General features: G+C 66.7%; 24 protein-coding genes. 15 read left to right on the forward strand and 9 right to left on the reverse strand.

The window, feature by feature from the left end; translation table 11 throughout:
* Position 1: 1 nt before the first annotated feature.
* Positions 2–949, forward strand: a complete 948-nt coding sequence (gene secF, locus F816_RS0100150) for a protein translocase subunit SecF (RefSeq protein WP_019593018.1) — start codon at positions 2–4, stop codon at positions 947–949.
* A gap of 115 nt (positions 950–1,064) precedes the next feature.
* Here secF and F816_RS0100155 read toward each other — a convergent pair whose 3' ends face one another.
* The 4 genes from F816_RS0100155 to F816_RS0100170 all read right to left on the reverse strand — a co-directional run bounded on the left by F816_RS0100155 (position 1,065) and on the right by F816_RS0100170 (position 4,683).
* Entirely contained in the window at positions 1,065–1,583 is a 519-nt protein-coding gene (locus tag F816_RS0100155) for a DUF302 domain-containing protein (RefSeq protein WP_019593019.1), read from the reverse strand.
* Between the two features lie 99 nt (positions 1,584–1,682).
* Complete coding sequence (locus F816_RS0100160; protein WP_231363364.1) at positions 1,683–2,234, reverse strand: C40 family peptidase; 552 nt, start codon at positions 2,232–2,234, stop codon at positions 1,683–1,685.
* Positions 2,212–3,012, reverse strand: coding sequence for a hypothetical protein (locus F816_RS0100165; protein WP_019593020.1), 801 nt, complete (start codon positions 3,010–3,012; stop codon positions 2,212–2,214). The genes F816_RS0100160 and F816_RS0100165 overlap by 23 nt, the downstream gene beginning before the upstream one ends.
* Before the next feature lie 108 nt (positions 3,013–3,120).
* Positions 3,121–4,683 (reverse strand): bifunctional aminoglycoside phosphotransferase/ATP-binding protein, encoded by a 1,563-nt coding sequence (locus F816_RS0100170; RefSeq protein WP_019593021.1) that lies wholly within the window; start codon positions 4,681–4,683, stop codon positions 3,121–3,123.
* A gap of 140 nt (positions 4,684–4,823) precedes the next feature.
* Here F816_RS0100170 and mrcB point away from each other — a divergent pair, with 140 nt between their 5' ends.
* The 5 genes from mrcB to truD are packed head-to-tail and all read left to right on the forward strand — an operon-like array spanning position 4,824 to position 11,472.
* Positions 4,824–7,178, forward strand: a complete 2,355-nt coding sequence (gene mrcB, locus F816_RS0100175) for a penicillin-binding protein 1B (protein ID WP_155998463.1) — start codon at positions 4,824–4,826, stop codon at positions 7,176–7,178.
* Positions 7,175–7,747 carry a tetratricopeptide repeat protein gene (locus F816_RS0100180; protein WP_019593023.1) on the forward strand — a complete coding sequence of 191 codons (573 nt, stop codon included), beginning with the start codon at positions 7,175–7,177 and terminating at the stop codon, positions 7,745–7,747. The genes mrcB and F816_RS0100180 overlap by 4 nt, the downstream gene beginning before the upstream one ends.
* A 19-nt stretch (positions 7,748–7,766) precedes the next feature.
* The gene (locus F816_RS0100185) at positions 7,767–9,728 is read left to right on the forward strand and encodes an ATP-dependent DNA helicase (protein ID WP_019593024.1); all 1,962 of its coding nucleotides are present in this window, start codon (positions 7,767–7,769) and stop codon (positions 9,726–9,728) included.
* A complete protein-coding gene (tsaB, locus tag F816_RS0100190; protein WP_019593025.1) occupies positions 9,719–10,402 on the forward strand; it encodes a tRNA (adenosine(37)-N6)-threonylcarbamoyltransferase complex dimerization subunit type 1 TsaB in 684 nt (227 codons plus the stop codon). Before F816_RS0100185 ends, tsaB begins: the two co-directional genes overlap by 10 nt.
* A gap of 14 nt (positions 10,403–10,416) precedes the next feature.
* Positions 10,417–11,472: a tRNA pseudouridine(13) synthase TruD gene (gene truD / locus F816_RS0100195; protein WP_019593026.1), complete on the forward strand. Its 1,056-nt coding sequence runs from the start codon at positions 10,417–10,419 to the stop codon at positions 11,470–11,472.
* A 7-nt stretch (positions 11,473–11,479) separates the two neighbouring features.
* Here the strand turns inward: truD and F816_RS0100200 are convergent, their stop codons facing one another.
* The 3 genes from F816_RS0100200 to F816_RS0100210 all read right to left on the reverse strand — a co-directional run bounded on the left by F816_RS0100200 (position 11,480) and on the right by F816_RS0100210 (position 13,530).
* Positions 11,480–11,911 carry a PAS sensor domain-containing protein gene (locus F816_RS0100200; RefSeq protein WP_018169641.1) on the reverse strand — a complete coding sequence of 144 codons (432 nt, stop codon included), beginning with the start codon at positions 11,909–11,911 and terminating at the stop codon, positions 11,480–11,482.
* A 200-nt stretch (positions 11,912–12,111) separates the two neighbouring features.
* The gene (locus F816_RS0100205; protein WP_019593027.1) at positions 12,112–12,720 is read right to left on the reverse strand and encodes a DUF3365 domain-containing protein; all 609 of its coding nucleotides are present in this window, start codon (positions 12,718–12,720) and stop codon (positions 12,112–12,114) included.
* 252 nt (positions 12,721–12,972) lie between these two features.
* Positions 12,973–13,530, reverse strand: a complete 558-nt coding sequence (locus tag F816_RS0100210) for a Smr/MutS family protein (RefSeq protein ID WP_018650212.1) — start codon at positions 13,528–13,530, stop codon at positions 12,973–12,975.
* A 110-nt stretch (positions 13,531–13,640) separates the two neighbouring features.
* Here F816_RS0100210 and surE point away from each other — a divergent pair, with 110 nt between their 5' ends.
* Genes surE through rpoS form a run of 5 tightly spaced genes read left to right on the forward strand, consistent with a single transcriptional unit; the run spans position 13,641 to position 17,582 of the window.
* Positions 13,641–14,411: a 5'/3'-nucleotidase SurE gene (gene surE, locus F816_RS0100215; protein ID WP_018145818.1), complete on the forward strand. Its 771-nt coding sequence runs from the start codon at positions 13,641–13,643 to the stop codon at positions 14,409–14,411.
* Entirely contained in the window at positions 14,401–15,066 is a 666-nt protein-coding gene (locus F816_RS0100220) for a protein-L-isoaspartate(D-aspartate) O-methyltransferase (RefSeq protein WP_018169643.1), read from the forward strand. The genes surE and F816_RS0100220 overlap by 11 nt, the downstream gene beginning before the upstream one ends.
* 59 nt (positions 15,067–15,125) lie before the next feature.
* Entirely contained in the window at positions 15,126–15,710 is a 585-nt protein-coding gene (locus F816_RS0100225) for a YqaA family protein (RefSeq protein ID WP_019593028.1), read from the forward strand.
* A gap of 1 nt (position 15,711) precedes the next feature.
* The gene (locus F816_RS0100230; RefSeq protein ID WP_019593029.1) at positions 15,712–16,482 is read left to right on the forward strand and encodes a peptidoglycan DD-metalloendopeptidase family protein; all 771 of its coding nucleotides are present in this window, start codon (positions 15,712–15,714) and stop codon (positions 16,480–16,482) included.
* A gap of 23 nt (positions 16,483–16,505) precedes the next feature.
* The gene (rpoS, locus tag F816_RS0100235) at positions 16,506–17,582 is read left to right on the forward strand and encodes an RNA polymerase sigma factor RpoS (RefSeq protein WP_019593030.1); all 1,077 of its coding nucleotides are present in this window, start codon (positions 16,506–16,508) and stop codon (positions 17,580–17,582) included.
* A gap of 21 nt (positions 17,583–17,603) precedes the next feature.
* Here rpoS and F816_RS0100240 read toward each other — a convergent pair whose 3' ends face one another.
* Entirely contained in the window at positions 17,604–17,978 is a 375-nt protein-coding gene (locus F816_RS0100240) for an Mth938-like domain-containing protein (protein WP_019593031.1), read from the reverse strand.
* A 472-nt stretch (positions 17,979–18,450) separates the two neighbouring features.
* Between F816_RS0100240 and alaC the strand changes: the two genes are divergently transcribed.
* The 3 genes from alaC to thrC all read left to right on the forward strand — a co-directional run bounded on the left by alaC (position 18,451) and on the right by thrC (position 22,243).
* Positions 18,451–19,674, forward strand: coding sequence for an alanine transaminase (gene alaC, locus F816_RS0100245; protein ID WP_019593032.1), 1,224 nt, complete (start codon positions 18,451–18,453; stop codon positions 19,672–19,674).
* Between the two features lie 73 nt (positions 19,675–19,747).
* Entirely contained in the window at positions 19,748–21,061 is a 1,314-nt protein-coding gene (locus F816_RS0100250) for a homoserine dehydrogenase (RefSeq protein ID WP_019593033.1), read from the forward strand.
* 39 nt (positions 21,062–21,100) lie between these two features.
* A complete protein-coding gene (gene thrC / locus F816_RS0100255) occupies positions 21,101–22,243 on the forward strand; it encodes a threonine synthase (protein WP_019593034.1) in 1,143 nt (380 codons plus the stop codon).
* 52 nt (positions 22,244–22,295) lie between these two features.
* Here the strand turns inward: thrC and F816_RS0100260 are convergent, their stop codons facing one another.
* Positions 22,296–23,081, reverse strand: a complete 786-nt coding sequence (locus tag F816_RS0100260) for a RibD family protein (protein ID WP_019593035.1) — start codon at positions 23,079–23,081, stop codon at positions 22,296–22,298.
* Positions 23,082–23,230: 149 nt separating this feature from the next.
* On the opposite strand from F816_RS0100260, the gene ribA reads away from it, so the two are divergent.
* Entirely contained in the window at positions 23,231–24,376 is a 1,146-nt protein-coding gene (gene ribA / locus F816_RS0100265) for a GTP cyclohydrolase II RibA (RefSeq protein WP_018145808.1), read from the forward strand.
* The last annotated feature ends 13 nt before the right edge of the window (positions 24,377–24,389 follow it).

Raw genomic sequence — 24,389 nt, forward strand, 5'->3', positions numbered from 1 at the left:
CATGCTTCCGCATCTGAATTTCGCTGAATCGCACATCGATTTCCTTGGCAAGCGCAAGATTACGATCGCGATCTCGCTGGTCCTGATCATTATCTCGGTGGCGCTGCTGGCCACCCGCGGGCTGAACTTCGGGATCGACTTCACCGGGGGGACGCTGGTGGAAGTGGGCTACCCCGAAGCGGTGGAACTGGACCCGATCCGCGACACGTTGTCCGCAGGCGGATTCTCGGGGGCGCAGGTGCAGACCTTCGGCACCTCGCGTGATGTGCTGATTCGTCTGCCGCCAAGCGAGGACGATGATGATCCGGCGATGTTGTCCAACCGGGTCCTGAACGCCCTGCAGGATGGTGGGCCGTCTGATCCGGACCTTCGCCGCGTGGAGTTCGTCGGTCCGGCCGTCGGCGAGGAGCTGCGCGAGCAGGGCGGTCTGGCGATGATCTATGCGCTGGCCGGCATCCTGATCTATGTGGCAGTGCGTTTCGAGTGGCGCTTCTCCATTGGGTCGGTGCTGGCCCTGGTGCACGACGTGCTGATCACGCTGGGGATCTTCTCGCTGCTGCAGATGGAGTTCGACCTGGGGGTGCTGGCCGCCGTGCTGGCGGTGATTGGCTACTCGCTGAATGACACCATCGTGGTGTACGACCGAATACGCGAGAATTTCCGTGTGCTGCGCAAGCAGAGCACGGAGCAGGTGATGAACAATGCGGTGAACAAGACCCTGGCGCGGACCATCGTGACCAGCTTGACCACCCTGCTGGTGTTGCTCTCCCTCGCCATTCTGGGTGGGGCGGCCCTGCAGAACTTCTCGATTGCGCTGATTATCGGGGTGGTCGTCGGGACGTACTCGTCCATCTTCATCGCGGCGACCGCGGCGTTGATGCTGGGTGTAGACCGTCAGGTCCTGCTGCCGGTGAAGAAGGAAGGGGCGGAAGAGGATCAGACGCCCTGACCCGGTTCACGCCTGTCCGAATCACCCTGTCCTAGCCATGTAGGACAGGGGACATAAAAATGCCCGGGGCCGCAAGGCTGCCGGGCATTTTTCGTTGCGACAATGGCCCCTGGGGTCAGAAGGCTAGGGCTTCCTTGATGATGCGCTCGACCAGTTCGTTCACGGCGCGCAGGCTTTCCTTCGAGTCCTTGTCGCCGACCTCGGGAACCGGCGTGTAGCCCATGTAGATTGTGCCCGGTTCCTCGGAGAGCTCGTAGACCGTGATGATGTAGGGGCAGAAGAGCATGTTGTGCGGATCGGCCTCCATGGTCGCGCGCGAGTAGGTGGCGCTGCAGAAGTCGACCGATTGCCCGTTGAGGTAGATGCCTTCGCCGCTTTCCTGTCCGCCGGTGCGGTCCAGCATGTTGGCGATGTAGCCGACGTTGTTGATGACCAGGCCTTCAGCGGCGATAGCCTCTTCGACCATCTCGAAGTAGAAGTCGTATTCGCCTTCGGTCGTGAAGATGACGCGTTCGTCGGTCTCCATGAACGTCTCATAGGCGCTGGCGGTGCCGCCGACGGCGAGACCGAGGCCCAGGCCGATCGCCAGGGCGGAGTGGCGCAGGGTGCGCGAAATACCGGGGAGTGTTTTCATGGTTCCTTCCTCTATTGTGATTCCAGGCCTGGCCAGGATGGGGTTGTATGCGCGCCGTCAGCGGTGAGTTTGGCGACGACGGGCGAGCTCTGATCGCGGTCAGTTGAAGAAATGACCGGCAAAGCGGGTTCGGGGCGCCCAGTACGGGTTGTCCAGATGCTCGATGCGAACCTGACCCCGTGCGCTGGGCGCATGCACGAAGCGGCCGTCTCCCACGTAGACCCCGACGTGGTCGATTTGATTCCCGTTAATGGCGAAGAACACCACGTCACCCGGTGTGGGCGGTCCCTCGCGCCGGGTCGCGGCGCGGGCCTGGTCGCGTGTCGTACGCGGGACGGCGCGCCCAGCCTCGCGGTAGGCCCGCTGGACGAGGGCCGAGCAGTCCAGCCCGGTGGCATCGGTGCCGCCGTACTGGTACGGGGTGTCGAGGTGACCGAGGGCGGTCAGCACGACCTCGGAGCGTTCCAGGCCAGCCTCGGGCGTGGGGCTCATTGGGCCGTCCGCAAGGCCTTCGGGTGTGGCAACGGGCGCGGTGTCCCCTCCGCGGGGTTCGGGCCCCGCACTGCAGGCCGCAAGCAGCAGAAGCCCGGGGCCGGCCAGGGCAAGCGGCAGCCGTCGACGCCAGGTGTCAGAAAAGGTCGCGTTCGGCATAGCTGTCGGGGACGATGAAGAGAGCGGCGCTGAGGTCGTCGGTGGAGATGCCGGCAAGGCGCGTGGTCAAGCCGTCCTTTTCGCTGACCTGCAGCGGGATGCCGTCGACGCGCGGCAGCAAGGAGGCGCCCATTTGCGAGGCCATCGGCCCGCCGGCCTCAAGGGCGTTCAGGGACAGCTCGTACAGGCGATCCATCAGGGCGCCCAGGGTCGCGAAATCCGCGCTGCCCAGGCCCAGGGTATCCGGCTCCGTTACGCAGACCGTGCTTTGCACCTGGCCGTCGATCAGCACCTCGTAATCGTCGCAGACGAAGTCCCCGATCGCGCGTTGTTCGCCGGTGGCGCGGGTGTCGATCTCGGCTTCGAAACCCTCCGCCCCGATGCCCAGCTGCTCCTCGAGCTGCTGGCGCACCTCGGGCGGGAGCTGCTCCATTTGCCGGCGCAGGTCGCTGACCATATCGGTCATGGCGCGCATCTGTTGGTCCATCACCTCGCGACTCAGTGGGGTGTAGGTCTGTTCCGTGTCGTCCACGACCGTCAGCTGGTCGGTTCTGGCGTCGAAGAGCATGTAGCCGGAGGTGCCGCTGATGGACTCGTTGAGCTCCATGCGCACGATGTCGCCGCGCACCAGGATCTGGCTCTCCAGTCCTTCGTCGTCGACGTAGTGCAGCAGGGCATCGGCCTGGGCGGTGGAGCCGATGGCCAGCAGCCCGCCGACAGCAATGGGTGTGAGGGTGCGACGGATTCGGTCGAGCGGACCGGGGCGGTGATGATGCATGGGCGCTCCTGCGGGTTCTTGGTCGGGTTCCGGGCTCGAGGGCGAGCGAGCCAGTTCCTGTGTCTCGTAGTGGACGGAGTCTGTCTATCGCTGATTGTACGCGGTCGCTCAGGTTGCGACGGGTTGCAGCAATTGGCGGGCGAGCGCGTCCGGATCCAGCGGTGCCTCCGGGGCCACCTCGATGCGGCCCTCCTCGGGGGCGGGCCATTCCTGCTGCGGCTGTTGCTGTTCCATCACCTCGACGCCGGCATCCGAGGCATCACGGCCCGCACGGGTGCGGGCCTCGAGTCGTTCGCGCAGTACTTCGTCACGGGCGCGACAGGCAACCACCGCAAAGCCGGCCGCCTGTTCCAGTGCCAGACGCTGGAACGGGGCGCGCTGGTCCTGGGTCAGGAAGGTGGCGTCGACCACCACGGTCAGGCCGAGCGCCAGCAGGCGTTGGGCGCGTTCGCGCAGATGGCCGTAGATCTGGGCCCGGGCGTCGGCACAGTAGGAGACGACGTCGGACATGCGTTTGCGTTCGATATCCGAGCGCAGGCGCACGGCGCCCAGGGCTTCGATGATCTGTGTGCTGATCACGGTCTTGCCGCTGCCGGAGACGCCATGCATCAGGATCAGGCGGGGGGATCCAGGTTCGGTCAGGCGCTCGGCGAGGGCTAGATAGCGGCCCATTTCCGCCTGATGGGCCGCCTGTTCGTCGGAAGGGAGCTGCGCCTCGGCCCCGTGAATGCCCTGGACCTTGGCCCGGATGAGTGCGCGATAGACCTGGTACAACGGCAGGAGCGCGAGCCCGTCGAAGTCTTCGCGCCCGTCGAGGTAGGCGTTGAGGAGCCGCCAGGCGTGGGCGCGCGACTGACGGGCCAGGAGATCCATGGTGGTGAAGGCGATCTCGGAGATCACGTCGATCCAGCGCAGGGCGGGGTCAAACTCGATCGCGTCAAAGGCGACCGGCACTTCCTCGCCGTTCTCGTCATCGACATAGACCAGGTTGCCCAGGTGCAGGTCGCCATGGCCATGGCGCACGAAACCCGCGTCATGCCGAGCTTTAAGTGTAGCCTGCAATCGATTGATTTCCGATCGCGTCCACTGTCCCAGCCGCTCCAGGCGTGCCCGGTCCGACGCACCACGAACGGTCTCGTTCAGGGCCGGGAAGTTGTCCAGCATCGGTTGGGTGGCGGCCTCTGCGGTGCCGTACTCGGACTGCGCATCGGTGCGTTCGGTGCGTTCGTGGAAGGCGGCGATGTAGTGCCCCAGGGCATCCATGGCGGCGGCGGGCAGTTGGCCCTTGTCCAGAAGGAGGTCCAGCTGCCGTTTGCGGTCGAACCGGCGCATATGCACAGCGTAGTCGAGGGTGGGCCCCTCGCCGTTGATGACGGGGTGGGCATCGTCGCCATTGAGGGTGGCAACCTCCAGGTAGATCTGGGGTGCCAGACGGCGATTGACCTCCAACTCGGTCTCGCAGTAGTGCTGGCGAGCCTCGAGGGTGGAAAAGTCGAGGAAACCGAGGTTCAGCGGCTTCTTGAACTTGTAGGCGTCCTCACCCGCGAGGATGACCGTGGAGATGTGGGTCTCGATGGTGCGCACGGTGTTGGCATCCGGCACCGGGGCGGGAAATCCGCGGTCCGCGACCAGTTGGTGCAGGCGCTTGTGGTGCTGTTCCAGTTCGGTCATCGGGGCTCCGCAGTAGGCCGTGGGGGTGTGGGGCATCGGGAGCCGGGTCTTTTTCCCGGAATCGCCGGCCATGCACCCGTTTTCGCTTACGCATCAGGTTACCATTGCTGCCGTTTCGGTCACCTCGCCCATCACACGCCATGCCGCGAAAAGCCACTACACGTTCCCGCAAGCGAAGCGCGCCCCGAAGGGGCCGACTCCGGCGCCTGTTCGGTGCGGGCAGCTGGACCCTGGCGGGGCTGCTGCTCGCCGGCCTTACGGTGGGTGGCATCTATGTGCATCAACTGGACCGGGAGATTCGTGAACGGTTCGAGGGGCAGCGCTGGGCGCTGCCGGCGCGGGTGTATGCGCGGCCCCTGGAGCTCTATGCGGGGCGGCCGTTGACCGCGGATGCGCTGGAGACCGAGCTGCGCACCCTGAATTATCGCCAGACCCCGGATGGCGCTGGGCCCGGCGAGTTCCACTTCGAAGGCAGTAGCGCGCGCCTGACCACGCGGCCGTTCACCTTTGGCGACGGTCGGGAGCCGGCGCATTCGGTGCGGGTGCGCCTGTCCGAGGGTCGCGTGGAGTCGGTCACCGAGCAGTCCAGTGGGCGCAATGTTGACCTGATGCGAGTGGAGCCGCTGCTGATTGGGAGTATCTATCCGACCCACGGGGAGGACCGTATCCTGGTCGATATCGACGAGGTGCCGCGCGAGCTGATCGGGGCCTTGCTGGCGATCGAGGACCGCCGTTTCATGTCCCATCGGGGGGTGGACCCGGTCGGCATCGGGCGGGCCGCGTTCGCGAACCTGCGGGCCGGACGCACGGTGCAGGGTGGCAGCACCCTGACCCAGCAGCTGGTGAAGAATTTCTACCTGACCCGTGACCAGACGCTGACGCGCAAGCTGAACGAAGCGGTGATGGCCCTGTTGCTGGAGCACCGCTATGACAAGCGGGAGATCCTCGAGGCCTACCTGAACGAGGTGTTTCTGGGGCAGACCGGTGAACGGGCGATCCACGGCTTCGGTCAGGCTGCGCAGTTCTACTATCAGCGCCCGTTGAACGAGTTGCGGCTGGACCAGCTGGCGCTGCTCGTGGGGCTGGCGCGCGGGGCCAGTTACTACGACCCCCGACGTTATCCGCAGCGTGCCACGCAGCGCCGGAACCGGGTGCTGGAGGCGATGGCCGAGACCGGACTGGCCGAGCGCGACCGGGTGGATCGGGCGCTGGCGACGGCGCTGGATGTTTCCCCGGTCATGCCGGAAGGACGCAGCCGCTTTCCGGCGTTCCTGGACCTGGTGCGCCGGGAGCTGCGTACGGATTACGCGGACGAGGACCTGCGCAGCGAAGGCCTGCGGATCTTCACGACCATGGATCCGGTCGTCCAGATGCGCCTCGAGGAACGGCTGGTACGCGGCGTGGACGACCTGGTCCGGCGTCGCGGGGGCGGGATCGACCTTGAGGATCTGCAGGCCGCGGCCGTCGTGACCGACCCGCAGGCTGGCGAGGTGCTGGCGGTGGTCGGGGATCGCAACCCGCGTTATCCCGGCTATAACCGGGCGGTGGAGGCCCAGCGACAGGTCGGCTCGGTGATCAAGCCGTTCGTGTACCTCGCGGCTCTGACCAACCCGAACCGATACACCCTGGCGACGCTCCTCGACGACAGCCCGCTGACGCTGCAGCTGCCGCATGGCGAGCCCTGGACGCCACGCAACTTCGACCGCGAACACCGGGGGCCGGTGACCGCGTGGGAGGCCCTGGTGCAGTCGTACAACATCGCTACGGTGCGTCTGGCCGAGGATATCGGGATCTCGCAGGTGGTCAGCTTGTTGCAGACGCTGGGTCTGCAGCGCACACCGGCCCCACTGCCGTCGCTGGCGCTGGGTGCGATCGAGCTCTCGCCACTGGAGGTGGCCGGGCTCTATCAGGCTCTGGCGAATGGTGGCTACGCGACCGAAACCCGGGTGATCCGCGACGTGCTGGATCAGGACGACGAGATGCTCTCGCACTACGGGCTGTCCCTGCAGGGCGCGGTGTCGGATGGAGCGGTGCGTTTGCTGACCCACGCGCTGCATGACGTGACCCGGGAAGGTACTGGGAGCCGGATCAATGCGCGCCTGAACGGTGAGGTCGTGGCCGGGAAGACCGGGACCACCAACAACTTTCGCGACAGCTGGTTTGCGGGTTTTGATGATCGCCATGTGGCGGTGGTCTGGCTGGGTATGGACGACAACCGTCCCACCGGTCTGACCGGTGGAGTGTCCGCCGCGCCGGTGTGGGCGGAGATCATGGCGGGGATCGGGGTGCAATCCCTGCGCCTGGAGGGCCACCCCGGCATCGACTATCAGGGGGTCGATCTTGCCTCCGGGTTGCGTGTGGAAAGCGAAGATCACGCCTGCGAGTCGGTGAAGAGGCTGCCGTTCTGGCAGAATTCGAGCCCCGAGACACGCGCCGAGTGTGATCTGCGCAGTGATTCCAGCCCGCAAGGCTGGTTCGAGAGGCTATTCCGGTGAAGATGTTCAGTACCGCACGATCCCCGTTTCGCGTCGCGCTGCCTGCCGGTCCGGCTTGGCGCCCGGCGCAGTGGCTGGGTACTGTTGCGCTGGCCGCGCTGCTCGCCGCCTGTGCAACGCCGGCGCCCCGGGATGCGAGTGCCCCGGTGCCCGACGACGGGGATATCACCGGGGAGGATGCAGCGCCCAGCGAAGATCGGGCCGAACCCCGTGAGCCGGAACGCGCGCCGACACCCGCCGCGGCCCTGAACCTGGCCCAGCAGGCCGAGTCCGCGCGCCAGGCAGGGGACACCGCGCGAGCAGAGCAGCGTCTGGAGCGCGCCTTGCGGATCGCGCCGCGGGATGCCGGGCTCTGGCACCAGATGGCCACGCTGCGCATGGAACAGGGGCGCTATCAACAGGCCGAGCGGCTGGCCGGTCGTTCGTTGCAGATGGTGGGCGGTGGAGACCGCGACCTGGCCCTGCAGAATTGGCGACTGATCCTGAAGGCCCGCGAGGCGCAGGGCGACGCGGCCGGGGCCGACGAGGCCCGCGAGGCGATCCGCCGCCTGGAAGCCGACATTGTCTGACTCGTCGAACGCGGTAACGGTGGAGTCGGCGGCGGTACGGGCCCTGAGCCCGGGCGGGGATCTGGCCACTGCGGTCGAAGGCTTCCGTCCGCGCGAGCCGCAGCAACGCATGGCCGTGGCGGTCGAAGAGGCGCTGGCGACTGCGCCCACCGCCCTGCTGGTCGAGGCGGCGACCGGGGTCGGCAAGACCTTCGCATATCTCGTGCCGATCCTGCAGTCGCGCCGGCGTGCCCTGATTTCCACCGGAACCAAGACCCTGCAGGACCAGCTCTTCGATCGCGACCTGCCGGTGGTCTGCGAGGCCCTGGGATATCGCCCGCGGGCTGCGCTGCTGAAGGGCCGCGCCAACTATCTGTGCCATTACCGCCTGGAGCTGGCCGCGGCCGAGGCCGGGGGGGCGACCGGCAGCCCCGTGCGCCGCGAGCAGTTGCCGGTCATCGAGGCCCTGCAGCGGTTTGCGCGTACAAGCCCTACCGGCGACCTGGGGCAGGCCGGGATCCTCGCGGAGGACTCCAGGTTGTGGCCGCAGGTCACCTCGACCGTGGACAACTGCCTGGGAGGGGAATGCCCGAGCTACAACGACTGCTTCGTGGTGCAGGCCCGCAAGCGGGCACAGGAGGCCGACGTGGTGGTGGTCAATCATCACCTGCTGCTCGCGGATATGGCCCTGAAAGAAGAGGGCTTCGGCGAACTCCTGCCGGAGGTCGACGCGGTGATTGTCGATGAGGCTCATCAGCTGCCGGATATCGCCGGGTCGTTTTTTGGCATTGCGGTCGGCACGCGCGCGTTGCGCGAACTGGCACGGGACACCCGGCGCGAGCAGGAACAGCATGCCCCGGAGATGCTGGATATCCGCCAGCGCATCGCGGAGCTGGAGGCGAGTGTGGCCGAGTTGCTGGATGCCTCGCGCACCTGGGAGGGCCGCTCCAGCTGGGATACGGTCAGTCCCGGCGGCGAGCTCGATCCGTTGCTGGATCGGCTGGATACGAATCTCGGTTTTGTCGGCGACGCGCTGGAGGCCGCGGCCGCACGGGCACCAGGCCTGGAGCAGCTGCGCGGGCGCAGCGGCCTTTTGCTGGAACGCCTGCGCGACTGGCGCGAGGAGACCCCGGACACGGTGGCCTGGGCGGAGCGTTTCAGTCAGAGCCTGATCCTGCACCGGACACCGCTGGATGCGGCACGGCCGCTGGCACAGCGGCGCGCCGCGCGGCCGGCGGCGTGGATCTTCACCTCGGCCACCCTGGCGGTGGGCGAGGACTTCGGCCATGCGGCGCGCCGACTCGGCCTGCCGGCCGATGTCGCAAGCGAACGCCTGGACAGCCCGTTCGATTTCCCCAATCAGGCCTGCCTGGTCCACCCACAGCCCCCGCTGCCCAATCCGAACGACCCGGGTTATACCCGCGCCTGCATCGCCTGGGCCTGGCCGCTTCTGCGTGACAACCCGGGCGGCGGATTCTTCCTGTTTACCAGCCATCGCGCATTGCAGGAAGCGGCGGCGATCCTGCGTGCGGAGTTGCCCGCTGATCGCGAACTGCTGGTGCAGGGCGAGCAGCCGCGGGGCGACCTGCTGGCGCGTTTTCGCGAGTCGGGCAATGCATGGCTGCTGGGGGCGCACAGTTTCTGGGAAGGCGTCGACATCCGCGGCGAGGCACTGTCGGTGGTGATCATTGATCGTTTGCCGTTTGCCGCCCCCAATGATCCGGTGCTGCAGGCCCGCGCGTCCGCGCTGGAGGCGGAGGGGCGTTCCCCGTTCATGGAATTCACCCTGCCGCAGGCCGTGCTGGCGCTGAAGCAGGGCGCGGGGCGGCTGATTCGGGACGCCGACGATGCGGGTATCCTCGCCTTGTGCGATCCGCGGCTAACCGGAAAATCCTACGGCCGGCGCTTTCTGGCCAGCCTGCCGGCGTTTCACCGTACGCGGGAGCCGGCCGCCGCGCTGCGTTTTCTCGAGCAGGCCCGGGGACGCAACACATGCGCTTGATCGCACTGGAGACCGCTTCCGAACAGTGTTCGGCAGCCCTTTATCTTGATGGCGAGATCCATTGCGTGCGCGAGCGTGCGGCGCGCCGGCATGGCGAGCTGATCCTGGGGCAGATCGAGCAATTGCTGCGCGAGGCGGACGTGCCGCGCAGCAGTCTGGATGGCGTGGCCGTCGGACGGGGGCCGGGGGCGTTTACCGGTGTACGCCTGGGACTGGGCGTGGCGCAGGGGATTGCCTTCGCCCTGGACCGCCCGGTGGTTCCGGTCTCCACGTTGCAGGCTCTGGCCCAACAGGCGCTGCGCGATGATCGCCGGCCGGCGGCCGTGCTTGCGGCGCTGGATGCACGCATGGGGGAGGTGTACTGGAGCCTTTGTCCGGTTCAGGGCGAGCGCGTGGGCCTTGGGCCGGAGCAGGTGGCCGCACCGGAGAGCCTGGTTGTGGCCTGGCCGGTGGGCGAGCGCTATGGGCTGGGGTCGGCCTTCGCCACCTTCCCCGATCTGGCCGCCGCCCAGGGGCTGGCGAGCGAGGCGGAGTACGCCGACGCGTTGCCCGACGCGCAAGAGGTTGCGCTGTTGGCGGTGGATGCCTGGGAGCGCGGCGAGGCGGTGGCGCCTGAAGACGCGCAGCCGGTCTATGTGCGCGACGATGTGGCCCGGCCGGCATCCCCCCGATGAGTCAGGAGCCCGAGATGAACGCGACACCCTACCCCTGGCGCCCGCCCCTGACCGCGATGATCAAGGCATGCCCGGAAGATTTCCGGGTTGAGGAATTGCCGGCAACGACGCCCGAAGGTGAGGGGGAACATGTCTGGCTGGAGATCGAGAAGCGCCTGCTGAACAGCGAGGACGTGGCGGTCTGGTTGGCGCGCGAGTCGGGCGCAGGCCGGGGCAAGGTCAGCTACGCCGGGCGCAAGGACCGCCAGGCGGTGACGCGCCAGTGGTTCAGCGTGCAATGCCCGCCGGAGTCCGAGCCGGATTGGACGGCCCGGGCGGAGGCCTGGAATGCCGCCCAGGACGGCGGGGAGGCGGCGGGCCGGATGCGGGTGCTGCAGATCGCCCGCCATGCGCGCAAGCTGCGTACTGGGCATCTGGCGGGCAATCGTTTCGAGATCCGTCTGGGTGATGTGCAGGGCGATCGCGCGGCCGCGGAACAGATCCTCGAGGCGATCCGTAGCGGGGGGATTCCCAACTACTTCGGGGCGCAACGCTTTGGCCGCGACAACCTGGCCAAGGCGCGGGCCTGGCTGGGGGGCGGTCGCGCGCCGCGCAGCCGCAACCAGCGCAGTCTGCTCTTGTCCGCCGCCCGTTCCGCGATCTTCAACGCGGTACTGGCCGAGCGGGTCCGCCGCGGCGACTGGGACCGGTTGCTGCCGGGCGACGTGGCCAATCTCGAGGGCTCGGGCAGCGTGTTTCCGGTGGCGGAAGTGGATGCCGAGATCGAGGCGCGCGCGGCCCGGCTGGATCTCCATCCGACGGGGCCGCTGTGGGGCAAGGGTGCGATGCAGACGGAAGGCGAGGTCGAGGCACTGGAGACGGCGATGGCCGCTGGCGAGTCGGCGTTGGCGGAAGGGCTGGCCAAGGCGGACGTGAAGGCGGCGCGGCGCGCGCTGCGCATGGTGCCAGGCGCCGTGGAGTGGCGCTGGGAGGGGGATGACCTGTGGCTGACGCTGGAGCTGGGGGCCGGGGAGTATGCGACCGGTGTGCTTGAGGCGATCTGCGTCCCGCGGGCAGAGGATCGCGCCTGAGCAGGCGTCAGGCGGAGTTCTTGAGTTTGCGTTCGGCGCGTTCGGCGCGCTGCTCGGCTTCCACGCGGTCGGTGATGTCTTTCTGGATACCGATGTAGTAGGTGAGTCGGTCTTCGTCGTTGAACACCGGGGTCAGCGACAGCTCGTTCCAGAACAGGCTGCCGTCCTTGCGGTAGTTGCGCAGGGTCACACGGCAGGGCCGGTTTTCGTCGATGGCCGCACGAATCTCCTGGCGTACGTCCTGGTCGGTATCCTCGCCCTGCAGGAAGCGGCAGTCGCGGTAGAGGATCTCCTCGGAGCGATAGCCGGTCAGTTCCTCGAAGGCACGATTCACGTAGATCAGGATATTGTCGTCGCCCTCGCGCTCGGCGATCACGATGCCGTCATTGGAGGCATCGACGGCGAGGGCAAGCAGTTCGGCATCTATGGTTCGCGTCATATATGGCGTTTCGGTCGGGTCTGGGGGTCGTGCACGCGGAGGGGCGTTTTTTGGGCGCCCATCTCGGCTTCCATGGCACGAAAATAGCACGTTCCGGTGCGGTTGTGCTCAAGAATGGAGGCTGTGGTGGGCGCCCGGGGATCGTCCCGGCCACAAAAAAGGCCGCCCGGAGGCGGCCTCTTCCGATGGTCCCGGAATGCCTACATTTCCTGGGTCACGGTGAAGGCGCCGCGCACGTCACCCTCGCGGAAGCCGGTCGCCTGATCGTCGGGGTAGAGACGTTCCAGCGCGTGCTTGACGTCGCCACTGACGTCGGAGCCGTGGCAGGTCAGGCAGGCGCCGCCAGTCGGGATGGCCGCCATGAAGCGGAATTTCGGGTCACCATCATCGGATTCGACCACGCCAAAGCGCGGCGGCAGATCCGGGGCTGGAGTGCCGGCTGCATGCTGGGCCTCGAAACCCTGCAGGGTCAGGCGTTCCCAGCGGTCGGGTGCGTTGTCCTGATTGCGCAGCTTCAGGCTGGTGCGTCCGATCTGGATGCCGGTTTCCGCCGAGATGTCACGCGCGATGGCGGGGGCGCGCTCGTTGCACACCTGGATCGCCTCGGTGGGGCCGCCGGACTGCATGGCGGTCATCAGTTCACCCTGGAGGGTGCTGGCAAATTTCTGAATGGCGTCACGATTGGCAGCGATGCGCTCTTGCAGGTCGTCCTGAGAGAGCTGCGGCATGCTGTCTGCGCCCGCTTGGCCGCTGGCGGCAGAGAAGGCGATCAGGCCGAGGGCCAGGGGGGCAAGCTTCCAGTTCTTCATGGCAAATACCTCGTAGTGCAGAGTCCGTTGCGTCCTGTGTCTGTACAAGACCTGTACAAAGCATGGACCGATCGTGGCTAAAGCGCAAGGTCGGTGTTCACCAAATGATAGATGAATCCGGGTCAGGATTCCGGGTTCCGCCTTGCGGGTCTGGATCCAGTCTAAGCATCCAAATCGCAAAATGCGAATATATCGAAAGGCGTATGTGAGGGCGCCGTTTGTCGCGGGGAAGATGGTCTGTGGATGCGGCTTTTAGCGCCCGGGATCCGGGCTCCGCGACCGCTTGAGGAGGACATAGACGGCACCGGTACCGCCGTCGGTCGGCCGCGCGGAGCAGAACGCAAGGACATCGTCGCGCTGGCGCAGCCAGTGGTCGGTCAGCCCCTTGAGTACCGGACCCTTGTGGCGTGAGCGCAGGCCCTTGCCGTGCACGATGCGTACGCACAGCGCGCCGCCCCGGCGGGCATCGTCAAGGAACAGGCCAATCGCGCGGCGCGCCTCGTCGGCGAACAGGCCGTGCAGGTCGATCTCGTCCTGTACGCGGTAGTGACCGCCCCGCAGCTTGCGGAATACGCGCGGGCTAATGCCGGGGCGGGCAAAGCGGAGTTCATCGCCCGGTTGCAGATCGGCGGCGTTAAGCGGATCGCTCAGCCAGTCGGCATGGGCGCGCGCCTCGTCGGCCTCTCGCTGGCGTGCCCGGGCGGCGGGAGGCGGGGGACGGACATCGGCCTGATCACTGTGCAGCCGTCGCACGTTGCCAACGGCCTGCAGGAATTCGTCGAAATCGTTGGGATCATCCCCGGAGTTCATGGCAGGATACTCGCACTTTTCGGGGGGCGGGCGCGATCGAGTCGATTCGAGAGCGTCTCCCTGGACGGTTTCCAGTATATTGAACGCCCTCCCAACGGCCCTGTTCCTGCATGCGCATTCTGGTTAGCAACGACGATGGAATTCACGCCCCGGGCATCCAGTGCCTGGCGACGCATCTGCGGCGGATTGCCGAGGTGCACGTGGTGGCCCCGGACCGGGATCGCAGCGGTGCCAGCAACAGCCTGACGCTGGTGCGGCCGCTGCGGGCGCGTCACCTCCAGAGCGGTGATGTACAGGTCGACGGGACCCCGACGGACTGCGTGCACCTGGCGATCACGGGGTTGTTGCAGCAGGAGCCGGATGTGGTCATCTCCGGCATCAATGCCGGTGCGAACATGGGCGACGACGTGCTGTATTCCGGCACGGTGGCAGCTGCGATGGAAGGACGCTTTCTGGGGCTCCCGTCGATTGCGGTGTCGCTGGTGGGTCCGGATCTGCAGCACTACGATGCTGCGGCAAGCGTAGTGGTCGAATTGCTGGACCGCATCAACCGCGTGCCGCTACCGGCGGCCACCATCCTGAATGTGAATGTCCCCGATCTGCCGCGCTCGGAGATCCGTGGTGTGCAGGCCACGCGCCTGGGGCATCGCCATCGGGCGGAGCCGATGATCGCGGACGAGGACCCCCGCGGGCGCCCGATCTACTGGGTCGGGCCGGCCGGGTCGGAACAGGATGCCGGCCCGGGTACCGACTTCCACGCAGTTCGCGAGGGCTACGTCTCGGTGACGCCGATCCAGGTCGACCTCACGCGTTTTGACGCCATCGACACGGTGGGACGCTGGCTGGACGACTCGCTCCCGGAGGCTGGACATGGTTCCTGACGCCACCGGGGCCGGTCTGACCTCGCAGCGTGCCCGCGACCGACTGGTCCGGTTGCTGGAGGGGCAGGGCATCCGCGACCCGCGAGTACTGGAGGCGATCCGTTCGATTCCGCGCCACTTGTTTGTGGAGGAGGCGCTGAGCCATCGCGCCTACGAAAACACGGCGTTGCCGATCGGACATCGCCAGACCATCTCCCAGCCCTTTATCGTCGCGCGCATGACCGAGGCACTGCTCGAGGGCGAGCGCCCCCGGACGGTCCTGGAGATCGGGACCGGCTCCGGCTATCAGGCGGCGGTCCTGGCGCAGATCGTGGATCGGGTGTTCTCGGTGGAGCGCATTCAGGCGCTTAGCCGGAACGCCCGCGAACTGTTGAGCCGTCTGGGCATCAACAACGTCAATCTTCGGCACAGTGACGGGGCCGACGGCTGGCCGGACAAGGCGCCGTTTGACGGCATCATCCTGACCGCAGCGCCGAAGGAGGTTCCCGAGGCGTTGCTGACCCAACTGGCGCTGGGCGGGCGCCTGGTCGCGCCCGTGGAAGGCCCGGACGGGCGTCAGCAGCTGGTGCGCTATACCCGGACGGAAGAGGCCTATGTGCGCGATATCCTGGACGCGGTGATGTTCGTGCCGATGCTTCCGGGGGCCGAGCAATGACGGCGGACCATGCAGGTCGAGGCATTTGTGACTGAACTAGTCGCGGCGGTACGGCATCGATGAAGCTCTTCGAGCCGCTCTACGACCGGGTGATGGCCTGGTCCCGCCATCGTCATGCGCCGCGTTATCTGGCTGGGCTCTCGTTCGCCGAGTCTTCGTTCTTTCCCATCCCCCCGGACGTGATGCTTGCGCCGATGGCGGCGGCGCAGCCGCGTTCCGCCTGGCGGCTGGCCGCGCTGACCACCCTGTTTTCCGCGCTTGGCGGTTTGCTCGGGTACCTGATCGGGTGGCTGGCGTTCGAGTGGATCGGGCCCTGGCTGCATCAGGTCGGGTACGGCGAGGAGTTAAGCCAGGCCGAGGTCTGGTTTGACACCTGGGGAGTCTGGGTCGTCCTGGTCGCCGGCTTTTCACCGATCCCCTACAAGCTGTTCACCGTGACCGCCGGGGCGCTTTCGATGGCCCTGTTGCCGTTCTTGATCGCGTCGCTGGTGGGGCGCGGGCTGCGTTTCTTCCTGGTCGCGTTGTTCATGGCCTGGGCCGGGCCGCGGGCGGAGCGCCATCTGCGACCGTATATGGAGCGTCTGGGCTGGGCGGCCATTATCCTGCTGGCCGTGACCATGGCGATCTATCTGGTAATGGACTGACATGCGCCGGCGCATGGTTCAGGGATTGGTGACGGGGTTGGTGCTGGTCCTGGTTGCGAGTGTCCTGGCCGGTTGTGCGGCGCGTGCGCCCAGCGGGGCCTCGATGCCGGACACCCATGTGGTGCAGCGCAACGAGACGCTGTATCGCATTGCCCAGCGCTACGGCTTGGAATGGCGCGATCTGGCCCGACGCAATGCCATCGGTGCCCCTTATGTCATCCATCCCGGTCAGCGCCTGCGGCTGCGAGGTGCGGCGCGCTCGTCGCCGCCCAGCGCGCCACAGGCCTCTTCAGCGCCGAGCACGCGGCAACCATCCTCGGGCGCCTCTGGCCGCGACAGCGGTGGCGGAACCTCGTCCGGCTCTACCTCAAGCTCGTCGACTTCGAGTCCGCCGCCCTCCGATCCGGGTGGCTGGCAATGGCCAGCGGCGGGCGAGGTGCTGCGCGGATTCTCCAGCAGCGGCACGCGTCGAGGGCTTGCGATCGGCGGCGACCGGGGGGATCACGTACGGGCAACGCGGGCCGGGGAAGTGGTCTATGCAGGTGGCGGCCTGGTGGGGTATGGTCGATTGATCATCCTCAAGCACGACGCGCGGTTCCTCAGTGCCTACGGGCACAACGATGAATTGCTGGTGAGCGAGGGTGACCAGGTGCAGGCGGGCGACACCATCGCGCGTCTGGGGTCATCGGGGGCCGAGCGCCCGATGTTGCACTTCGAGATCCGGGTGGACGGGACGCCGGTAGACCCGGCGCGCTACCTCCCGGACCGCTGACTCGACCGAGAGCAGGACACTACATGGCCAAGACCCGGCAACCGGCCGCTCCGGAACTGCACAACGACAACCTGACCCATGATCCGGATCAGGAGGAGGCGATCCAGGTGCCCGAGGATCTGGCCCATCCGGTCGAAAAGATCGAGGAATCCGAGGACCCGGAAGACGTCTCGGAGGCGGTGCTACCCGACGTCACCGCCGGCTTGAAACCGGAAGAAGGCGCTCCGGTACGACCGAAAACCCTGCGCGACGCGCGTCCCGCGGAACTGGATGCGATCCAGATCTATCTGCGGGATATCGAGTACCGCCCGCTGCTGACCCCCGAGGAAGAACGCAAGTACGCGCGTCTGGCGCGCGAGGGAGATGAGAGTGGCCGCCGGCGCATGATCGAGTGCAATCTTCGGTTGGTGGTCAAAATCGCCCGTCGCTACATGAACCGGGGTTTGCCGCTGCTTGACCTGATCGAGGAGGGCAATCTCGGCCTCATGCACTCGGTGGAAAAATTCGACCCGGAGCGCGGCTTTCGTTTTTCCACCTACGCCACCTGGTGGATCCGCCAGACCATCGAACGGGCCCTGATGAATCAGGGGCGGACCATCCGCATTCCGGTGCATGTGAGCAAGGAGTTGCGCATGCACGCACGGATTGCGCGCAACCTGACGCAGGAACTGGGCCGCGACCCCACCGAGGAAGAGCTGGCTGAGCGTCTGGGTCGGCCGGTGGCGGAGATCCAGAAGCTGCGCGCGATGTCCGAACCCTCCACCTCGATGGATCTGCCGTCGGGCCCGGACGGCGATCGCTCGCTGGCCGATATCCTTGCCGACGTGAATGCGCCCGAGCCCTCCACTTTGCTGGAGGATCAGGATCTTCATCATCTGGTGGATGCCTGGCTGGAAGAACTGGACTACAAGCAGCGCGAGGTGCTGGTGCGGCGGTTCGGGCTGCACGGTTTCGAGCGCTCGACCCTGGAGCAGGTGGGGGCGGAGATCGGCGTGACCCGGGAGCGGGTGCGGCAGATTCAGATGGATGCGCTGAAGCGGCTGCGGAAGCTGCTGGAGTCGCGTGGAATGAAGGGTGACGAGGTCCTGCCGAACTCCTGATCTGGCTGCCGGGGCAGGGGCTTATCCGTTGATGATCAGGGCCGCGGCGACGTCACGGCCCTCGGCCATGATCAGATTGTACGTGCGGCAGGCGGCCGCGGTGTCCATGATCTCCACCCCCAGGCCCTGCGAGCGCAGATGACGCCAGACGGCGCGGTCCGGGAATTGCTGGACCGTACCGGTGCCAATTAGCAGGACCTCGGGCGGCGCGTCCAGTATTGCTTGCAGGTGATCCACGCCCAGTTGTTCGATCGACTCCACTGGCCAGTCGGTGCGCAGTTCGTGCGGGCGCACGATCAGGCTGCGGCTGTGCGCAATCTGGTTGATTCCGACGCGCCCCGACTCGTAGCCGGTCACGATGTAGGAGTCTTCGCTGGTGACTTCGGAAAACAGCATCCCTTTACGCTACTCCGAGCCCGCGACAGGCTCAAGATTCCATCCGCGCTTGGGGGAGTGCCCAAGCCTCGATTCGTTGACAGCCGAGGGCCCGGGTTATACTTTGGCGCGCTTTCCGGTGCGGCATCCGGAGGGGCCGTTTTGGCCCTGCAAAGCGACCGTTAGGGAAACACTGATTAATGTACACGCTCGCGTTGGTACCCCAGGTTTTCCGAAACAAGGCGCGTCGCGCAGCGGGTAGTGGTTCTACCCGTAAGCGGCGCAACGCAGGATCGGGGAACCTGGGGTGCCAACCCCCGCAAGCCATGGAAAGAAGGGGCTCGGCCGCTTTTGCGCGGGAACGGCGTTGCGGTTCCCTTGTGCAGAATGACTGCACGGCAGTCGCCGCGCCTGGTTCGCACGCAAAAGCGACTCGAGCGCGAGCGGGTACATTGATCAGTGTTTCCCTAGCCCCAACCAGGACCCAGAATCCGTGACCGACGTCTTTCCCCGTATCGAGCGCCTCCCGCCCTACGTCTTCAACATCGTGAACCAGTTGAAGGCCGAGGCCCGCGCCCGCGGTGAGGACATCATCGACTTCGGCATGGGCAACCCGGATCAGCCGACGCCGCAGCACATCGTGGACAAGCTGTGCGAGGCGGCGCAGCGCGGCGATACCCACCGCTATTCCGTGTCCAAGGGCATCCCGCGGCTGCGGCGGGCGATCACGCGCTGGTACAAGACCCGGTTCGATGTCGATCTGGACCCGGAGACCGAGGCGATCGTGACCATCGGTTCCAAGGAAGGCCTGGCGCACCTTGCGCTGGCGACCCTGGGGCCGGGCGATGCGGTGCTGGTGCCGAATCCGGCCTATCCGATTCATCCCTATGGTTGTGTGATCGCCGGCGCGGATGTGCGCCATGTGCCGTTGACTCCGGATGTCGACTTCTTCGCCGAGCTGGAGCGGGCGATCCAGGACTCCTGGCCGAAGCCGAAGATGCTGATCCTCAACTTCCCGGCGAATCCGACCACCCAGTGCGTGGATCGGGAGTTCTTCGAGCGGGTCGTGGCAATCTGCAAGGAACATGGCATCTGGATCGTGCACGACCTGGCCTATGCCGAGATCAGTTTTGATGGCTACAAGGCGCCTTCGATCTTCGAAGTGCCGGGGGCGAAGGACATTGCGGTGGAGTTCTACACCCTGTCCAAGACCTACAACATGCCGGGCTGGCGCGTGGGCTTCATGTGCGGTAACCCGACCCTGGTCGCGGCCCTGGCGCGGATCAAGTCGTACCTCGACTACGGCACCTTCACCCCCATCCAGGTCGCTGCGATCGCGGCGCTGGAAGGCCCGCAGGACTGCGTGGAGGAGATTCGCGAGCTCTACCGGGTGCGCCGTGATGTCCTCTGTGAGGGGCTGAACAAACTCGGCTGGCAGGTCGAGAAGCCGAAGGCGACCATGTTCGTCTGGGCGCCAATCCCCGAGCCCTACCGCGAGATGGGCTCGCTGGAGTTCGCCAAGAAGATGCTGAGCGACGCCAAGGTGGCGGTCTCGCCGGGGGTGGGTTTCGGCAACTACGGAGACGACCACGTGCGCTTCAGCCTGATCGAGAACGAGCAGCGTACGCGCCAGGCCCTGCGCGGGATCAAGGCGATGTTCCGCGCGGACTCGATCCTGGCCGACGCCTCCGAGGATAATCCGGGTTCGGGCAGCTAGTTCGACCGCCGCAGACCCTCAACGCAATGAACACCGGGCGCCGCTGGTGCCCGACGTCAAGGACAGCAAGGCTATGACGCCGGTAAAGATCGGAATTCTGGGACTGGGAACTGTCGGCTGCGGGACGATCAACGTGCTCGCGCGCAACGGCACCGAGATCGCCCGCCGCGCGGGTCGCGACATTCAGGTCGTGGCGGCCGCCGCGCGCGACATCCAGCGCGAGCGCGAATGCGACTGCTCGCAGATCCGCCTGACCACCGATCCGGCCGAGGTCGTCAACGATCCGGAGGTCGAGGTTGTCGTCGAACTGATGGGCGGGACGGATCCCGCCTTGAGCCTGGTGCTGGCCGCGATTGACGCGGGCAAGCACGTGGTCACCGCCAACAAGGCCCTGATCGCACTGCATGGCAACGCGATCTTCGAGCGTGCTCAGCAAAAGGGCGTGATGGTGGCCTTCGAGGCGGCAGTGGCCGGTGGCATCCCGATCATCAAGGCGATCCGCGAGGGTCTCGCCGGCAACCAGATCGAGTGGCTGGCCGGGATCATCAACGGCACCGGTAACTTCATCCTCAGCGAGATGCGCGACAAGGGTCGCGACTTCGAGGACGTGCTGGCCGAGGCCCAGGCACTGGGCTATGCCGAGGCCGATCCGACCTTTGACGTGGAGGGGATCGACGCCGCGCACAAGCTGGCGATCCTGGCCTCGATCGCCTTCGGCATCCCGCTGCAGTTCGACCGTGTCGCGGTGGAGGGGATCAGCGATATCACCCGCGAGGATGTCGGCTTCGCCGCCGAACTCGGTTATCGCATCAAGCACCTGGGCATTGCCCGGCGGACGCCGAAGGGCTACGAGCTGCGGGTGCACCCGACGCTGATCCCGGAGCGCCGGCTGATCGCGAACGTCGACGGCGTGATGAATGCCGTGCTGGTGAATGCCGACGCCGTCGGCCCGACGCTTTATTACGGCGCCGGGGCCGGGGCCGAGGCGACCGCCTCCGCAGTGGTGGCCGATCTGGTCGACGTGGTGCGCGCCCTGACCACCGATCCGGAGAACCGCGTGCCGCATCTGGCGTTCCAGCCGGATGCCCTGTCGGACAAGCCGGTGCTGGATCTTGCCGAGGTGGAGACCTCCTTCTACCTGCGCTTGCGCACCCAGGACCGCCCCGGCGTACTCGCCGACATTACCCGGATCCTGGGCGAGCACGGCATCAGCATCGAGGCGATCCTGCAGCGCGAGCCGGACCCGGAGCGCGGCGAGGCCACGATCATCATGCTGACGCACAAGGTTCGAGAGGGTGCGATGAACGAGGCGATTGCCGCGATCGAGGCCCTGGATCATCTGTTGACCCCGATTACCCGTATCCGCATGGAAGGACTGGCGCGCTAATCGGCGCTCTATCCCTTTCGCAACGACGAAGAGAACACCATGGCCTTTGGACATCGCTATACCGGACTGATCGAGCGCTATCGTGACCGCCTGCCGGTACACGACGACACGCGCATCATCTCGCTGGGCGAGGGCAACACGCCCTTGATCCGCCTGAACAACATCCCGCGCGAGCTCACGCGCGAGGTCGAGATTTACGTCAAGTTCGAGGGGCTGAACCCGACCGGATCGTTCAAGGACCGGGGGATGACCATGGCCGTGACCAAGGCCATCGAGGAGGGCTCGCGGGCGATTGTCTGCGCCTCCACCGGCAACACCTCGGCCGCTGCCGCGGCGTATGCGGCGCGTGCGGGCATCACCGCGTTCGTGGTGATCCCGGACGGCAAGATTGCCCTGGGCAAACTCGCCCAGGCGATGATGCACGGTGCCACGGTGATCCAGATCGAGGGCAACTTCGACGACGGCATGCGTCTGGTCAAGGAGGTTGCCTCCAATACGCCGGTGACGCTGGTGAACTCGGTGAACCCCTATCGCCTGCAGGGCCAGAAGACGGCCGCCTTCGAGATCGTCGAGGAACTGGGCCGCGCCCCGGACTACCACTGCCTGCCGGTCGGCAACGCGGGGAACATCACCGCGCACTGGATCGGGTACAGCGAGATGGCGGCCAAGAGCAGCGATGACGTGACCGATGCCTGCTCCTACTGCAAGGGTCACTGCAAGTACGCGGGTGGCGGCATGGTGGGCAACCGTCCGCACATGGTCGGCTATCAGGCGGCGGGATCCGCACCCTTTATGCGTGGGGCGATGGTCGATAACCCGGACACTGTGGCGACCGCGATCCGCATCGGCCATCCGCAGTCCTGGGACATGGCGTGGAAGGTCCGCGAGGAATCCGGTGGCTGGTTCGACGAGTGCCAGGACGACGAGATTCTGGCTGCGCAGAAGCTCTTGGCGGAAAAGGAAGGCGTGTTCTGCGAACCGGCTTCTGCCGCGTCGCTGGCGGGTGCGCTGCGCGACATCCGCGATGGCAAGATCCCGGAAGGCTCCACCGTGGTGTGCACCCTTACGGGCAATGGCCTGAAGGACCCGGATACGGCCATCGCCCAGAGCGTGGTTCAGCCAGCCAAGGTTCCGGCGGAGCTGGACGCGGTCTCGCGCGCGATCCGCGACAACCTGGTTTGAGGCACCCCGCCATCGCGCGTGACGCGATGGCGGCGAACGAATCTGGGTCGGGTCAGGGCTTGCTGCGCAGGTCCAGGTCGAACAGGGTGTCGCCGCCGAGACGGAAGATGCGGCAGGGTGGGCGTAACGCCTGATCCAGCGAATCGATCTCCGGCAGGGTCACACCCGGACGCCCGGAGCCGATCAGCATGGGCGCAATGGTTAGGTGCAGCCGGTCCAGGGTGTCGGCCTCGAGAAAGCGCGAGACCGTCTGGCCGCCGCCTTCGACCAGCAGGCGATGCAGGCCCACCTCTGCGAGTAGGCCGCGGATCCTGGCGGGGTCGAAGCGGTCGTCGGCCCCGGTGGGCATCTCCAGGCATTCGACATGCTCGGGCAGGCCGCAGGGTCCATACCCGGCCGCGTGCAGGACTATGGTCCGGACCTCGGCATTGCGAAAGACATGGGCATCAGCGGGAATGCGGCCATCGGGGTCCAGGATCACGCGGACCGGGTTGGGGCCCTCGGTCTTGCGCACGGTCAGGCGGGGATCGTCGGCCACGACCGTGCCGGCGCCGACGATCACGGCATCGACCAGGGCCCGCAGGCGATGCAGGCGCTCGATGTCCTCGGGGCCGGTGACGTAGTGCGACTTGCCGCTCGCGGTGGCAATGCGCCCGTCCAGGCTCTGGCCGAGCTGGGCCACGGTGATGCTGGGGGCCTCGACGATCGGGCCGTAGAGATCCAGCAACTCGTGGGCACCCGGTGCCAGGGGGCCGGGCAGGGGGCAGCACCCGGGATCGGCCCGCTGCGCCAGCAGCCAGCGCCAGGCCTGCTCCTCGGTTACCGGATAGGCCGTCATGCCGCAATCCTCGGGGTTACGGGACCGCAAGTAGCGAGTTGGGGTAGGCTAACGCCGTCTTCGACCTGCCTGGCCGAGCCGGGAGCCGCATCCGGGGAATTCGCGGTTTGCGGGCTGGTCATAAACAAAACTCCGTATGGAAGCACCCGATGCACAACGCCGATCGCGGGATCTTTGATCTTCGCCGGGGCCATCCGGTCCTGGTGAGTGGTTCGCAGTCGAGTGTACTCGTTGCGGCCGTCGAGGGGCTGACCCCTGTGTTGCTGGATCGCCTGACCCACATGACCGGGTCCGCGCCTCGCCTGATTCTAACCGCGCACCGCGCCTCTGCAATGGGCTGGTCCCAGCCGCTGCAGGAAGGCTGGGAAGGTGTGGCCCTGGAATTCGCTCCGAATACCGATCCCGAGGCCTTGTTTACTCTGGCCAGCGCGCCCGAGGCCTCCAACGAGACTACTCATCCGTACGCCGCGATTGGGCAGCCCACGGTGGTTCGTGCGCTTCCCGCAGAGGTCGCGGCCCTGGAGCTTGTGCGTGCGGGGCGTCTGTTGCCGGCGGTGGTGGCCGCGCCGGTCCCCGAGCCGGTTCCGGAGGCCATTCGCGCGGCGCTGGCGGATGGCATGTTTCTGGACGTCGACGAGCAGGAGGCGCGCGCGGTGGCCAAGCACCCGCGCCTGGAACTGGCCTATGTCAGCGAGGCCCCGGTGCCGCTGGCGGACGCGCCGGTGACCCGGTTCATGCTGTTCCGCGAGGGCAACGGGATCCTGGAGCACGTCGCGGTGCTGATAGGGGAGCCCCGCGACTGGCCGGATGCGGTACCGGTCCGGCTGCACTCTGCCTGTCTGACCGGGGACCTGTTCGGCAGCCTCCGCTGCGACTGCGGTGATCAGCTGCGCCTGGGCGTGAAGACCATCAATGACTCGGGCGGCGGCGTCCTGTTGTATCTGGCGCAGGAGGGGCGTGGTATTGGACTGGCCAACAAGTTGCGCGCCTATACCATGCAGACTGCCGGACTGGATACCATCGATTCCGATTGCCAGCTGGGTTTCGAGGCCGATGGCCGGCGCTACGACGCGGCCGTGGAGATGCTCGAGTTCCTCGGCATCGACAGCGTGCGGCTATTGACCAACAACCCCGGAAAAATGGATGCCTTGCGCGCCGGTGGCATCGACGTGGTGGCACGTGAGCCGGTGCATGGCAAGCTGAATCCGCACAACCTGCGCTACCTCAGCACCAAGGCCGACCGTGGCGGCCACTGGCTCCAGGAGCTGCTGGCCTCGGAGGCCGAGCGCGGCTGACGCAACTCGCTCC

The sequence above is a fragment of the Thioalkalivibrio sp. ALM2T genome, assembly GCF_000381505.1.
In the GTDB taxonomy this organism is placed as follows: Bacteria; Pseudomonadota; Gammaproteobacteria; order Ectothiorhodospirales; family Ectothiorhodospiraceae; genus Thioalkalivibrio; species Thioalkalivibrio versutus.